Below are 13,905 nucleotides of genomic sequence, written 5' to 3'. Positions count from 1 at the left end.
GGCGGCGGGGCAGGGCCTGAGCCGGCGGCATGCGTCAGGAAGTGGAAGCTATAAGGGGAAGGCATGAAAAGGTTTATCACCACGTTGGCCATTTTGCTGGTGGTTATCGTGGCCGGCATGACGGCGCTGGTTTTGCTGGTCAATCCCAATGATTTTCGCGCCTATATGGCCAGACAGGTCGAACAGCGCAGCGGCTATCAGCTGGCGCTGAACGGCGATTTGCGCTGGCACGTCTGGCCGCAGCTCAGCATTCTCTCCGGCCCGATGACCCTGACCGCGCCCGGCGCGCAGCAGCCCTTCGTCAGCGCCAGCAATATGCGGCTTGACGTCAAGCTCCTTCCTTTGCTTTCTCATCAGCTGGCGGTTAAACAGGTTCTGCTGAAAGGGGCAGTGATCCGCCTGACGCCCGACAGCGCGGCGCAGCGTCCGGCCAATGCGCCGCAGGGCCCGGCGGATACCGCACCGCCGCCGCCGCTGACTCAGCGCTGGACCTTTGATATCGATAATTTGCAGGTTGCCGACAGCCTGCTGATATGGCAACAGAACAGCGGCGAGCAGCTTAACGTTCGCGATCTGAACCTGCAGCTGTCGCAGAACGCGCAGCGCCATGCCCATATTGAATTTGGCAGCCGCGTCAGCCGTGACCAGCGTGAGCTGTTGGTGAATCTGAATGCGGATGTGGATCTCAGCCACTATCCACAGCATCTTGCAGCCACGGTAAACCAGCTGGACTACCAGCTGAGCGGGGCCGATCTGCCGCGTGAAGGCGTCAAAGGGCAGGCGACCCTGCAGGCGGAGTGGCGCGACAGCGATGCTTTCAGCCTGAAAAATCTGGCGCTAAGCCTTAACGACAGCCAGCTCAACGGCAGCGCCAGCGGGACGCTGGGCGACCGCCCGCAAATCTCGCTGGATCTGCATGCCTCCGTGCTGAATCTGGATCCCCTGTTGGGGCTGGAAACCGAGGTCAACAGCGAAGGCCAAAATATCCAGACTCAGCGCGGCGGCCCTGCGCCCGTTATTGCTCAACCCGTGCAGGATAACGCCAGCTCGCCGTTTAACCAGATGGACGGACAGCTGGCGCTGTCGGCAGATAAGCTTAACTGGCGCGGTATGACGTTTGACGGGGTGACGCTACAGGGCAACAGCAGTAATGGCCTGGTGACGCTGGCGACGCTGACCGGCAAAACGGGCAATGGGCAGTTTTCCCTGCCGGGCAGCCTTGATTTCCGCCATGCACAGACGCAGATCGCGCTGACGCCTTCCTTGCAGAATATCGCCGTGGCGCCGCTGCTTAAAGCGTTTGAGCTGCCGGCTTCGCTGAGCGGCGATCTGACGCTGAACGGCAGCTTCAGCGGCGCGGGCCTGAGCGTGCCCGCCTTTAAACATGCCTGGCAGGGCAGTGCCGAAATCAGCCTGAACAACGCGCTGCTCTCCGGACTGAACTTTCAGCGTATGATCCAGCGCGCCGTAGAGCGTAGCAGCAGCCGCGTTCACGCCGCCGCCGGGCCGGAGAACGACTTCCAGCAAATCACGGGTAAGATGTCGCTGCAAAAAGGGCTGCTGGCTTTCGTCGACCTGCACGGACGCGCCTCCATGCTTAACTATAGCGGCAAGGGCACGGTGAATATGGCAGACAAACAGGCGGATATGAACTTTGGCGTAACGGTCACCGAGGGCTGGCAGGGCGACAGCGAGCTGATTGGACGGCTTCAGCAGACGCCGGTGCCGTTAAGGATCTACGGCCCGTGGGATGGCCTGAACTATTCGCTGCAAATCGATCAGGTACTGCGCCAGCAGCTACAGGATGAAGCGAAGAAGCGTCTGAAAGCGTGGTCGGAGAATAATCCGCAAAGCGGCAAAAGCAGTTCGGTACAGAAACTGATTAACGACCTTTGATGGGCAGCGCTGATAAAGCAGCATCGCTTTATCAGCGCCGGTGTTACCAGTCTTCTTCTTCCGTCACCAGAGGGATAATTTGGACTTTCTGCACGCGGTGGCTTTCCACTTTAAGCGTGCGGAACAGGCAGTCGTTAATCTGGATCTCTTCGCCTTCCTGCGGCACCCGCTGCATATGCTCCATCAGCAGTCCCGCCAGCGTGTGATACTCCCTTTTTTCATCCAGCGGCAGCGGCACGTACATAATCAGGTCGTCCAGCGGCATATGCCCGTTGGCCGTCCAGCTGCCGTCTGCGTTTTGCTGGATATCGTAGCGGGGATCGATAGCTTCGCCTTCGTTAGGCAGGTTGCCCGCGATGGTTTCCATCACGTCGCTGAGCGTGACCACGCCCTCTACCGACCCAAACTCATCCACCACAAAGGCAAAATGCGTGCGCGCATTGCGAAACTGCTCCAGCGCCGGCAACAGCGACAGCTGCTCGGGGAACACCAGCGGCTGACGGATCAGCGCGCGGATATCCAGACTGTCGCCGTGCAGCGCCTGCTTCAGCAGGTCAATAACGTGCACCACGCCGAGCGGATCCTCGCTGTTTTCCGTGACCACCAGCCGCGTATGCTGGTTCTGGTCAAGCATCGCCATAATTTCTGCCGGCGACTCGCTGAGATCCACAGAAGCGATATCCTGACGGGAGGTCATAATGCTGCTGACCGTGCGCTGCCCCATGCCAAGCACGCGCGCAATCATCATGCGCTCCTGCTTGTTAAATATCGCCTGGCTGCTGCTGTCGGCAACCAGCGAAGAGGTTTCCGCATCCAGCTCCGCCTGCTCGTGGCTGCCGCGCAGCAGGCGCAGCACGGCTTCGGCGGTACGTTTACGCAGGGGCGCCTTGGAAGAGAGGAAGCGGCGACGGTTGAAATGCGCCAGCTGATTCAGCGCTTCGATAATCACCGAGAAACCGATAGCGGCGTAAAGGTAGCCTTTAGGAATATGATAGCCAAAGCCGTCCGCCACCAGGCTGAAACCAATCATCAGCAGGAAGCTCAGGCAGAGGATAACGATCGTCGGGTGTTGATTAACGAAACGCGTCAGCGGCTTGCTGGCCAGCAACATTAAGCAAATTGCGATAATAACGGCCGCCATCATCACGGCCAGATGGTCCACCATCCCTACGGCCGTGATCACGGAATCCAGGGAAAAGACGGCGTCCAGCACCACAATTTGCGCTACCACTGGCCAGAATTTAGCCCCACGCTTTTGTGGATTTTCATCCTCATCTTTGCCTTCCAGCCGTTCGTTCAGCTCCACTGTCGCTTTAAACAGCAGAAAAACGCCGCCCAGCAGCATGATTAAATCGCGCGCGCTGAAGGCGTGTCCGCCGACCGAGAAGAGGGCAGAGGTCAGTGAAGAAAGCCAGGAGATAGAGGCCAGCAGCAGCAGACGCATAATCAGCGCCAGCATCAGGCCCGTGACGCGGGCGCGGTCACGCTGCGCGGGCGGCAGCTTTTCCGCCAGGATAGCGATGAAGACAAGATTATCAATGCCCAGCACCAGTTCCAGCACGATCAGGGTGACAAGGCCAGCCCAGATTGACGGATCGACGATCCATTCAAACATCAGAAGTTCACTCATACAGATTAAGGAAATGCCATGATGATAGTGAACGCCGCCTGATTCAACAAATAATCCCCTGAAAGTCGCCGCAAGGTCGATAAACAGCCGAATAAATCGCCACTCATTCCTGGAATTGCCCGCGCAAAATTTGGCATCTGATTAAAAGGTTTTCAGGAATATTCGCATAGGTCTGCCTGTTGAAATAAGGGATACTTAAGCAATGAAGTAAAGTCAGACAGGAATATTCTGACTGTGACAGTAAAGCTAATCTGAATTTATCGTGAGGATAAAGATGAAAGGTATGGTTTAGCATGGCGCTGAAGGTAGTCTTAATCCTAAAAGCGCGCATGGGTAGCGGCAGGCTCTTGTAAACAGGCCAGTAATAACTAGTATAGCAATGTGTTAGTAAATGGCTGCGTTAATGTAGCAATTAGCACGGTCGCGTCTTAACGTTCTTTTTTATGTTCGGCTTTATGTAGACGCGCCAGTTAGTGCCTTTAGATGGCAGGATAAAACCAACACTTCAGGACAAAATACAGCGCATTGGCAGCTACAAGCCAGGGGCGGTAGCGTGTCCGAAGCGGTGAAAAGACCACGCCTTTTGGCGATAAAATCACCGCAGTTGTTGATTTTACATGTCATTCTCTGATTGTACTGCCAGTTACCATGAGCTTTTACACAATTTCTGAATACGTCTCCTGTGTAATAAAGAGCGTGTCGATAAGATACGCAATCCTTAGCGGTGGGAATTATTAAATCACAGGCTTTTGAAGAAAAAATAAGAGTTAACTATGCGCGATATAGAATTTACATTTAAAGGACTGTTAATAAAAATATCACTGGCACTTTCAGATCTTATTTTCTTTAACGCCTCCTTATTTATTGCTGTTCTGCTGATGAAAACTTTTCCAAACAGTTTGTTGGAAAATATGTCAGAGCAGGATCTGCAATTAAAAATAAGCACACACATCATTCTCTCTGTGATTTGTATCGGCTGGTTCTGGGTTCGCCTGCGCCACTATACCTATCGCAAACCGTTCTGGTTTGAATTAAAAGAAGTCTTCCGCAGCGTGCTGATCTTCTCCGTTATTGACCTGTCGATTACGGCATTGTCAAAATGGGAAATGTCCCGCTGGGTGTGGATTATTACCTGGCTGCTGGCGCTGATCCTTATTCCTGTCGGCCGCGCCATCGTTAAGCGTGTGCTGAACCGTAACGGCCTGTGGAAAAAGCAGTCCATTATTATCGGCAGCGGTAAAAATGCGGAAGAAGCCTATCTGGCGCTGCAAAGCGAAGAGGTAATGGGCTTTGACGTGGTGGCTTTCTACGATGTGGATGGCACTACGCCCGCGCCTGCGCTGTTCGGCATTCCGGTCATTCGCGATGAAACCTCGCTCTGGCAGCTGGTCAACAGCGAAACGCAATTTATTGTCGCCGTAGAATATGAACAGAGTCAGTATCGTGATCTCTGGCTGAAAAATCTGGCGAAACATAATTGCCGTTCCGTTTCCGTTATTCCTTCACTGCGTGGCGTACCGCTATACGGTACTGATATGGCTTATATCTTCAGCCATGAAGTTATGATCCTGCGCGTCAGCAATAATTTGGCGAAGCGCACCTCGCGTTTCCTTAAGCGTACCTTCGATATTGTCGGTGCCTTAAGTATTATCACCATGCTGATGCCTGCGCTGGCCTTCCTGATCTTTATGGTCGCTCGCGACGGCGGCAATCCTATTTATGGGCATGAGCGAGTAGGGCGCAACGGACGCAAATTTAAATGCCTTAAGTTCCGTTCAATGGTGGTGAATTCCAAAGAGGTACTGGAAGAAGTGCTACGCACCGATCCTGTAGCGCGTGCGGAATGGGATAAAGACTTTAAGCTGAAGAACGATCCCCGCATCACCCGCATCGGTCACTTTATTCGTAAAACCAGCCTTGATGAGCTGCCGCAGCTGTGGAACGTGGTTCGCGGCGAGATGAGCCTGGTCGGCCCGCGTCCGGTGATTGAAGACGAGCTGGAGCGCTATGCGGGCGACGTTGACTACTACTTTATGGCTAAGCCTGGTATGACCGGCCTGTGGCAGGTAAGCGGACGTAACGATGTCGATTATGAAACCCGCGTTTATTTTGACTCCTGGTACGTAAAAAACTGGTCATTGTGGAACGATATCGCCATCCTGTTCAAAACCATCGGGGTGGTGCTTAAGCGCGACGGCGCCTATTAATTTGAGCTTTCGACGCGCTCTTCGGAGCGCGTCGCTGTTATAGCGTAGTTTGACTGTAACCGTCATGGACTTACGCGCTCACCACTTTCTTTGTTAAGCGTCGGTTCACAGCGAGTCGGCAAGGCATTAAAAAAGGATAGGGATCGGACGATAATGACTGACAGTTATAGCGATTGAAACGCTTATCTTTACTTTTGCAAGACGCTACACAGCGGCGGATCCGCCACTATCAATCAAATTACTGATAGCGATGAAACAGATGATTACAATCAAAACGAAGTTACTGCCCTTGTTGATATCGGCTACCCTCCTTTCCGGATGTACGGTAGTTCCGGGTTCAAAGCTTTCCACCAGCGGAAAAGACGTAATTAAGCAGCAGGACAACGATTTTGACATTGATAAATACGTTAATGTCTTCCCGATGACCCCAAGCCTGGTTGACCGTATGCGTCCGGCGCCCGTTGTGGCGCGACAGAACGTTCAGCTGCAAAATGAACTGCAAAACTATGAGTATCGTATCGGCGTCGGCGATGTGCTGACCGTTATCGTCTGGGACCACCCGGAGCTGACCACGCCAGCGGGCCAGTACCGCAGCGCCAGCGACACCGGTAACTGGGTTCACTCAGACGGCACCATCTTTTACCCTTATATCGGCCGCGTTCGCGTAGCCGGTCGTACCGTGCAGGAAGTGCGTACCGAAGTCGCCGGCCGCCTGGCGCAGTATATCGAAAGCCCGCAGGTTGACGTCAGCGTCGCCTCGTTCAAGTCGCAGAAAGCGTACGTGACGGGAGAAGTGACCACGTCTGGCCAGCAGCCGATTACCAACGTGCCGCTGACTATTCTGGATGCGATCAACGCCGCAGGCGGCCTGACCGCCAATGCCGACTGGCGCAACGTGGTGCTGACCCACAACGGCAGCGAAGTGCCGGTTTCTCTGCAGGCGCTGATGCAAAACGGCGATCTGTCGCAGAACCATCTGCTTTATCCGGGCGATATCCTGTTTGTGCCGCGCAACGACGATCTGAAAGTCTTTGTGATGGGCGAAGTCAGACAGCAGACCACGCTGAAAATGGATCGCAGCGGCATGACGCTTTCTGAAGCGTTGGGCAGCGCCCAGGGGATGGATCAGACCGCCTCTGACGCGACGGGCGTATTTGTTATCCGTCCAATCAAAGGGAAAAACCGCACCAAGATCGCCAACATCTATCAGCTGAACCTGAAGGATGCGTCGGCGATGGTGATGGGCTCCGAATTCCAGCTGGAACCGTATGACATCGTTTATGTCACCTCAACGCCGCTGACGCGTTGGAACCGTGTTATTTCGCAGCTGACCCCAACTATCACCGGTATCTATAACGCGAGCGAAAACGCACAGATCATTCACAGATGGTAACGGCGGGGCATGATGATTAATTCAATCTTAGTGGTCTGCGTCGGCAATATCTGCCGCTCTCCTACGGGGGAGCGGCTGCTGAAACAGGCGCTACCGGATAAAAAGATCGCCTCGGCGGGGCTGAGCGCGCTGGTCGACCATCCGGCCGACGAAACCGCCAGCAGCGTCGCCAGCGAACATGGGGTTTCGCTGGCGGGCCATCAGGCACGGCAGCTGACCTCCGGCATGTGCCGGGATTACGATCTCATCCTGGTGATGGAAAAAAGGCATGTCGATCTGGTCAACCGCATTAACCCCTCCGTACGTGGCAAGACCATGTTATTTGGCCACTGGCTCAACCAGCAGGAAATAGCGGATCCCTATAAGAAAAGCCGCGATGCCTTTGAAGCCGTGTACGGATTACTCGAAAAAGCTGCCCAGAAATGGGTCACCGCATTAAGCCGATAGTTGGGATACTCGATGAATATAAAAAGTAAGGCGCCGACCGCGTCGAAAGAGGAAGCTGGCGGGTGGGATTTAGCGCACCTTGTCGGACAGCTGGTTGATCATCGCTGGATTATCGTGGCCGTTACGGCCTTCTTCCTGCTGCTCGGCACGCTCTATTCGCTGTTCGCCACGCCTATCTACAGTGCGGACGCGCTGGTACAGGTAGAGCAGAAAAGCCCTAACACCGTGCTGACCGATCTGACCGAGGCGCCGGTGGAACCCGCTTCCGCCACGGAAATCCAGATCATCCAGTCTCGTATGGTGATTGGCAAAACGGTAGACGATTTGGGCCTGAATATTCAGGTTGAGCAAAATCACTTCCCCGTAGTGGGCAAAGGCTTTGCCCGCCTGCTGGGCGAAAAGCCGGCCAAAATCGCGGTATCCCGTCTTGAGATGCCGAAAAGCTGGAAAGATGCCAGCGTAAAGGTTGAGATCACCGGCGCCGACAGCTACACCGTTTCGAAAGACGGCGACGATCTGTTCAAAGGTAAAATCGGCCAGTTCCAGCAGCAGCATGGCGTGTCGATGCTGGTTAGCGGCATTGACGCTGAACCGGGCACCACTTTTACCGTCTCTAAGCTGTCCACGCTGGCGGCGATCGGCATGGTCACTAACAACCTTGCCGTGGCCGACAAAGGCAAAGATACCGGCGTGATGGGTCTGACCTATACCGGTGAAGATCCGGAGCTGATTAGCCAGGTGCTGGATCGGGTGATGAGCAACTACCTGATGCAGAACGTGGAGCGTAAATCCGCCGAAGCGCAGAAGAGCCTGGAGTTCCTGCAGCATCAGCTGCCGCAGGTGCGCAGCAAGCTGGACGAAGCGGAAGACAAGCTTAACACCTATCGTCGTAATAACGATTCGGTGGATATGTCGCTGGAAGCCAAATCGGCGCTGGACTCCTCTGTTAGCGTACAGAGCCAGCTAAACGAGCTGACCTTCCGTGAAGCGGAAGTTTCCCAGCTGTTCACCAAGGATCACCCGACCTATCGCGCATTGCTGGAAAAACGTAAAACGCTGGAAGACGAGCAGAAAAAACTGAACCAGAAAATCGGTCAGATGCCGCAGACCCAGCAGGAAATTTTACGTCTGACCCGCGACGTGCAGGCCGGTCAGGAAATCTACATGCAGCTGCTTAACCGTCAGCAGGAGCTGAGCATCAGCAAAGCCAGTACGGTTGGCGACGTGCGCATCATCGACCATGCGGAAACCGCATCCAAGCCGGTTGCGCCGAAGAAAATGCTGATTATGCTGGCCAGCCTGATTGCAGGCCTGGTGATCTCCGTGGGCATCATCCTGCTGAAAGCGCTGTTCCACCACGGCATCACCGCGCCGGACCAGCTGGAAGAAGCCGGTATGAACGTTTATGCCAGCGTGCCGCTTTCCGAATGGCAGCGTAAGAAAGACGTCGAGGCGCTGAACAAGCGCGGCGTGAAGGTCGATCCGCACAACAGCCTGCTGGCGTTGGGCAACCCGACCGACCTCTCTATCGAAGCGATCCGTAGCCTGCGTACCAGCCTGCACTTCGCGATGATGGAAGCCCGTAACAACGTGCTGATGATCACCGGCGCCAGCCCTGGCATTGGTAAAACCTTTATCAGCGCCAACCTGGCGGCGCTGGTTGCACAGGCGGGGCAGAAAGTGCTGTTTATCGATGGCGATATGCGCCGTGGCTATACGCACGAGCTGCTGGGCGCGGCCAATAAGTCCGGACTGTCCACCATCCTGTCGGGCAAAACCGCCTTCACGCAGGATCTGATCCAGCACGGTGAATACGGCTTTGACTTTATTCCGCGCGGACAGGTGCCGCCAAACCCTTCCGAGCTGTTGATGCACAGCCGCATGAACGAGCTGCTGGAGTGGGCGAGCAAAAATTACGATCTGGTACTGATCGATACGCCGCCGGTGCTGGCCGTGACCGATGCAACTATTATCGGCAAGCTGGCAGGCACCGCGCTGATGGTAGCGCGCTTTGAAACCAACACGCTGAAAGAAGTAGAGTTCAGCTACAAGCGCTTTGCGCAAAACGGTATCGATATTAAAGGCGTCATTCTTAACGCCGTCGTGCGGAAAGCCGCCAATGCGTACGGCTACGGCTACGACTATTACGATTACAGCTACAAAGGCAATGCAAAAAGCTAATGCTTAAAAGGATCCGCCGCAAGGCGGATCCTTTCGCCTCTGGAATCAGGCCTGTTTCCGGCTGTTTTATGTATAACGTTTAAAAGGTGCCTTGTGATGAAGGATATTTTCTTCTCGATCGTTATCCCTGCCTATAACGCCTCCGAATCGATCGTCACCACGCTGGACTGCGTTAAAGCGCAAAGCTATAAGCATTTTGAAGTGATTATCGTCGACGACAAGTCGGCCGATGCGGCAAAGCTGGCCGAGGTCGTTAACAGCGATCGCTACAGCGACCTGAAAATTAATCTGGTGCTGTCAGAGGTCAAACTCAACGGCGCGGGCGCGCGCAACCGGGGCATTGACCTGGCGACGGGCGACTATGTCTGCTTCCTGGACGCCGACGATGAATGGCATGAAGACAAGCTGCTGGAAAACGTCAAAAAAATCCAGGAGCTGACTGCCAGAGGCAAAGACCGCTTTGTGATCTACAGCCAGGTGAACATTATGCAGGACGGCGCCTTTTTAAAGGTGATGCCGATCAATTTGCCTGCGCACAATGAAAGCATCGCCGAATATCTGTTTGGCTGCTACGGCTTTATCCAGACCAGTACTATTGTGCTGAAGCGCGAGCACGCGGCGGAAATTAAGTTTGATGAGCGGTTTATCCGTCATCAGGACTACGACTTCTGCATCCGCGCGGATAAAAACGATTTTGAATTCGTGATGATTGCAAAACCGCTGGCTAACTACCATATGGTGAGCAAATTCAACTCCAGTCATAAAGGCGAGTCCGTAAAGTACTCCACCTTCTGGCTGAAAAGCATGAGCCCGTATCTGAGCAAGCGGGATGTTTATACCTATAAAGCGTATAAGCTGCCGATCCGCTATAAAATGGATGGCAAGGTGCTGCACGCCAGCCTGAGCTTCGCGCAATATTTCTTTTTAACCAACAAAGGCAATCGCGATTATTTTCTCGGCCGTTTAAAACAGAAGTTCTCAGAACGTATTGCAAAAAAATAGCCCTGATTAAAATAATAAGACGGCGGAACAACAATGGCCATATATTGGATAATCAGTTACAGCATTCTGGCGTGCTGTATTTTTGAGTTGGCAGCAATCAACCAGCTTAACGACCCCAGGATCAAACGCGTCATCATGTGGCTGGCGTTTATCTGCACGATGGCGCTGATCTGTTTCGGCGGCTCGCGCGGTCTGCACTCCGGCATGGATGACAGCCAGTACCTGGACTTTTTCGCGGATTTTTCGGCACAGCTTCACGTCAACACCTATGACGCGATCACCGACACCTATCGCTATGAAAAACTCTTTATGCTGCTGGCCTGGCTGTTTTCACTGGTCACCAGCCAGAGCTACTATTTTCTCTTTTTTATCTGCTTTATTGCGGTTTCGACTAACGCTTACTGCTACAAAAAGTATTCTCCGCTGATCCTCTGTTCGCTTTGTTTATATTCAACTCACCTGTTTATCAACAAAGACATGAACCAGATCCGCTTTGGCTTATCCAGCGCCTTTGCTATCGCCTTTATCTGCTCGCTGGCGACGAAGAGAAACGTGTTGGCGCTGGTATTCCTGGTGCTCAGTACGCAGTCGCACGCCACGGGTTATACCATCCTGCTGGCGGTGCCGTTCTTCTTCCTGCGCGAGCGCAAGTATCTGCCGCTGATTATCGTCTTCGCCTGTATTCCGCTGGGAATTATCGGCGGGAAAAAGCTCTTTCTCGACTCGTTGGGCATCGTGCCTGGCCTGGGCGAACGAGCGGCGGGCTATAGCGGCACCGACTTCGATACCGCCTCGCCGGTGTTTGGCCTGGCCAACCTGAAAAACATCTTCTTTATTGCCGCCTTTACCCTTTACTACTTCCGTAACGGCATCCAGAAAGGCGATCGTCTGGTTTATATCCTGCTGGTCTCGTATGCGGTGGGCGCGGGCGTGCGTATTACATTCTCCGACTTCAGTATCTTTGGCGGCAGGGTGGGCAACCTGTTCCTTCACGCCGAACCGATACTTTTCTCTTTCTTGCTGCTGCGAATACGCAATCTGCTGGTAAACGTCGCCTTGTTAGCGGGGATCTGTTCTTACTACCTCGCCTATAACACGATACTTTCCGCGCAGTCGATTACCGGCTATAGCGTAGCGCCGCTGTTCCGTATGTTCAGCGGCTAGGCGGCCCTGAGCCGCGCTTTTTGCTCAATTTCAACAGGATGATTGAATATGTACAAATTGCTGATCCTTATTGACGGCATTTCCAACAGCGGCGGTACGGATCGCGTTGCCAGCACCTTATCCAGCCTGCTCAGCAATAATGATTACGACGTCACGCTCTATTCGTTGAACAAAGGCGATCCTTACTATCCGACCGATGCGAAAGTGAAAATTCGCTATCCCGAAGCGACCGCGCGCCTGCTTAAGATCCGCGAGTTTATCCGCTTTGCGAAATCGCAGCCCTTTGACGGCATTATGATTATCTCCATGGGCAAGCTTTCCGTGCAGGCGCTGCTGGCCATGAAGCTGTTCGGCGTGAAGTCAAAAATCATCTGCTGCGATCACGTCTCGATTGAAACCTTTAAAACGCCGATCCGTCGCCTGAAAGTGTTCTGCTACGGCCTGGCGGACAAAATCGCCGTGCTTACCGATCACGATAAAAGCTATCTGGAAAAAAATTACGGCGTGAAAAACGTGCACGTGATGAGAAACATCTCGCCTTTCCATGCTGAAAGCAGCGCCAGCAGCTTTGATGACGTTTTCGCCGGCAAGCAGGATCGGGTGTTGGCGGTGGGCCGTCTCACTTACCAGAAAAATTTCGACCGGATGCTCGACGTCTGGCAACGCGTGGATAAGCAGGGCTGGACGCTGCAAATCGTCGGCGACGGCGAAGACAAACCCGCGCTGCTGGCGAAAATTAAAAGCTACGGCATGGAAGCGAGCACGGAAATCATTACGCCCAGCAAAAAGATCAACGATTACTACCGCGCCGCCGGCATCATCATCATGACCTCCCGTTATGAAGGCCTGCCGATGGTGCTGATCGAGGCGAAAAACTTTGCGCTGCCCGCCGTCGCCTTCGACTGCAAAACCGGCCCGGCGGAAATTATCAAAGACGACGGGTTCGTTATCGATTACGACAACGACGACGCCTTTGTGGCGCAGCTGAACATGCTGATCGCCGACGAGCAAAAGCGCAAAACCTTTGCCCACGCGGCCTGGCGCAACGCCGAAAACTACGGGCCGACGCTGATCTTACAAAAGTGGAATGAACTTCTGAATTAACGGGTGATGTTATGTTTTCAGTTCTTATGTCTCTCTATCACAGAGAGAAACCGGAAAATGTTGAGCAGTGCATGCAGAGCCTGTACGAGCAGACGCTGCCAGCTGACGAGATCGTGCTGGTCTACGACGGCCCGCTGGGCGACGATCTGAAAGCGGCGGTCAACAACTGGATGGACAAGCTGCCGCTTGTCATCGTGCCGCTGGAAAAAAACGTCGGTCTGGGCAAGGCGCTTAACGCGGGTCTGGAGCGCTGCTCGCATAATATCGTCGCGCGCATGGACACCGACGACATCTGCCTGCCGGAACGCTTTGAAAAACAGATCCCCTATATGGAAGCGCATCCTGATATGGCGCTGCTGGGCGCGGCGGTAATTGAATTTGATGAATTCGGCAACGAGCGTCTGAAGCGTCTGCCGCTGAACAACGCAGAGATCCGCCATTTCGCCCGCATGAAAAACCCGTTCAACCATATGTGCGTGGTGTTCCGTAAGGATAAGGTATTGGCGGCGGGCAGCTACCAGCACCACCTGTTTATGGAAGATTACAATTTGTGGCTGCGTATGCTCTCGCAGGGCTATGACGTCGCCAACCTGCACGATGTGCTGATGCGTGTGCGCTCGGGCAGCGAGATGGTCAGCAAGCGCCGCGGCATGACCTATATCAAAAGCGAGGTGCAGCTGTGGTCGTTAAAGAATCGCCTGCGCCAGACTAACTTCGTGAACGGCACGCTCTATTTTTTGATCCGCACCTCAACGCGGGTGATGCCGGTAAGCGTAATGAAGTTCCTGTACGAGCGGGATCGCAAAGGATAAAAAAGCCTGCACCGGACTATACCTCTGGATGAAACAGCATCGACACTTACCTGATTAACGGAATTTTGT

The 13,905-nt window shown here is 54.0% G+C and carries 10 protein-coding genes; 9 read left to right on the top strand and 1 reads right to left on the bottom strand.

What is annotated here, in order from left to right; genetic code table 11:
• Nucleotides 1-63: 63 nt before the first annotated feature.
• Nucleotides 64-1,896, top strand: a complete 1,833-nt coding sequence (asmA, locus tag ACVWZ0_RS14820) for an outer membrane assembly protein AsmA (RefSeq protein WP_253460049.1) — start codon at nucleotides 64-66, stop codon at nucleotides 1,894-1,896.
• 43 nt (nucleotides 1,897-1,939) lie between these two features.
• On the opposite strand, the gene ACVWZ0_RS14815 is transcribed toward asmA, so the two are convergent.
• The gene (locus ACVWZ0_RS14815; RefSeq protein ID WP_253460052.1) at nucleotides 1,940-3,511 is read right to left on the bottom strand and encodes a TerC family protein; all 1,572 of its coding nucleotides are present in this window, start codon (nucleotides 3,509-3,511) and stop codon (nucleotides 1,940-1,942) included.
• A gap of 788 nt (nucleotides 3,512-4,299) precedes the next feature.
• Between ACVWZ0_RS14815 and wbaP the strand changes: the two genes are divergently transcribed.
• The 8 genes from wbaP (at nucleotide 4,300) to ACVWZ0_RS14775 (ending at nucleotide 13,836) form a co-directional block, all read left to right on the top strand.
• Nucleotides 4,300-5,733, top strand: a complete 1,434-nt coding sequence (gene wbaP, locus ACVWZ0_RS14810; RefSeq protein WP_253460055.1) for an undecaprenyl-phosphate galactose phosphotransferase WbaP — start codon at nucleotides 4,300-4,302, stop codon at nucleotides 5,731-5,733.
• Between the two features lie 259 nt (nucleotides 5,734-5,992).
• Nucleotides 5,993-7,126, top strand: coding sequence for a polysaccharide export protein (locus tag ACVWZ0_RS14805; RefSeq protein WP_199746380.1), 1,134 nt, complete (start codon nucleotides 5,993-5,995; stop codon nucleotides 7,124-7,126).
• Nucleotides 7,127-7,138: 12 nt separating this feature from the next.
• Entirely contained in the window at nucleotides 7,139-7,573 is a 435-nt protein-coding gene (locus ACVWZ0_RS14800) for an arsenate reductase/protein-tyrosine-phosphatase family protein (protein WP_253460058.1), read from the top strand.
• 12 nt (nucleotides 7,574-7,585) lie between these two features.
• Nucleotides 7,586-9,754: a tyrosine-protein kinase Wzc gene (wzc, locus tag ACVWZ0_RS14795; protein WP_253460062.1), complete on the top strand. Its 2,169-nt coding sequence runs from the start codon at nucleotides 7,586-7,588 to the stop codon at nucleotides 9,752-9,754.
• Between the two features lie 96 nt (nucleotides 9,755-9,850).
• Nucleotides 9,851-10,756, top strand: coding sequence for a glycosyltransferase family 2 protein (locus tag ACVWZ0_RS14790; RefSeq protein ID WP_253460065.1), 906 nt, complete (start codon nucleotides 9,851-9,853; stop codon nucleotides 10,754-10,756).
• Nucleotides 10,757-10,789: 33 nt separating this feature from the next.
• On the top strand, nucleotides 10,790-11,920 hold the full coding sequence (locus ACVWZ0_RS14785; protein ID WP_125288128.1) for an EpsG family protein: 1,131 nt from the start codon (nucleotides 10,790-10,792) through the stop codon (nucleotides 11,918-11,920).
• 48 nt (nucleotides 11,921-11,968) lie between these two features.
• Nucleotides 11,969-13,024 (top strand): glycosyltransferase family 4 protein, encoded by a 1,056-nt coding sequence (locus ACVWZ0_RS14780; protein WP_253460068.1) that lies wholly within the window; start codon nucleotides 11,969-11,971, stop codon nucleotides 13,022-13,024.
• A gap of 11 nt (nucleotides 13,025-13,035) precedes the next feature.
• Nucleotides 13,036-13,836 (top strand): glycosyltransferase family 2 protein, encoded by an 801-nt coding sequence (locus tag ACVWZ0_RS14775; protein WP_253460071.1) that lies wholly within the window; start codon nucleotides 13,036-13,038, stop codon nucleotides 13,834-13,836.
• Nucleotides 13,837-13,905 lie beyond the last annotated feature (69 nt).

The sequence above is a fragment of the Erwinia sp. TECH1 genome, assembly GCF_054057575.1.
The sequence above is the reverse complement of the archived record's forward strand: the minus strand, read 5'-3'. Positions and strand labels throughout refer to the sequence as shown.

Bases quoted from the DNA above. Each gene is read 5' to 3' on its own strand.
- ACVWZ0_RS14780 (WP_253460068.1), top strand. From the start codon at position 11,969: ATGTACAAATTGCTGATCCTTATTGACGGCATTTCCAACAGCGGCGGT.
- ACVWZ0_RS14815 (WP_253460052.1), bottom strand. From the start codon at position 3,511: ATGTTTGAATGGATCGTCGATCCGTCAATCTGGGCTGGCCTTGTCACC.
- wzc (WP_253460062.1), top strand. From the start codon at position 7,586: ATGAATATAAAAAGTAAGGCGCCGACCGCGTCGAAAGAGGAAGCTGGC.
- ACVWZ0_RS14800 (WP_253460058.1), top strand. From the start codon at position 7,139: ATGATTAATTCAATCTTAGTGGTCTGCGTCGGCAATATCTGCCGCTCT.
- ACVWZ0_RS14775 (WP_253460071.1), top strand. From the start codon at position 13,036: ATGTTTTCAGTTCTTATGTCTCTCTATCACAGAGAGAAACCGGAAAAT.
- ACVWZ0_RS14805 (WP_199746380.1), top strand. From the start codon at position 5,993: ATGATTACAATCAAAACGAAGTTACTGCCCTTGTTGATATCGGCTACC.
- ACVWZ0_RS14790 (WP_253460065.1), top strand. From the start codon at position 9,851: ATGAAGGATATTTTCTTCTCGATCGTTATCCCTGCCTATAACGCCTCC.
- ACVWZ0_RS14785 (WP_125288128.1), top strand. From the start codon at position 10,790: ATGGCCATATATTGGATAATCAGTTACAGCATTCTGGCGTGCTGTATT.
- wbaP (WP_253460055.1), top strand. From the start codon at position 4,300: ATGCGCGATATAGAATTTACATTTAAAGGACTGTTAATAAAAATATCA.
- asmA (WP_253460049.1), top strand. From the start codon at position 64: ATGAAAAGGTTTATCACCACGTTGGCCATTTTGCTGGTGGTTATCGTG.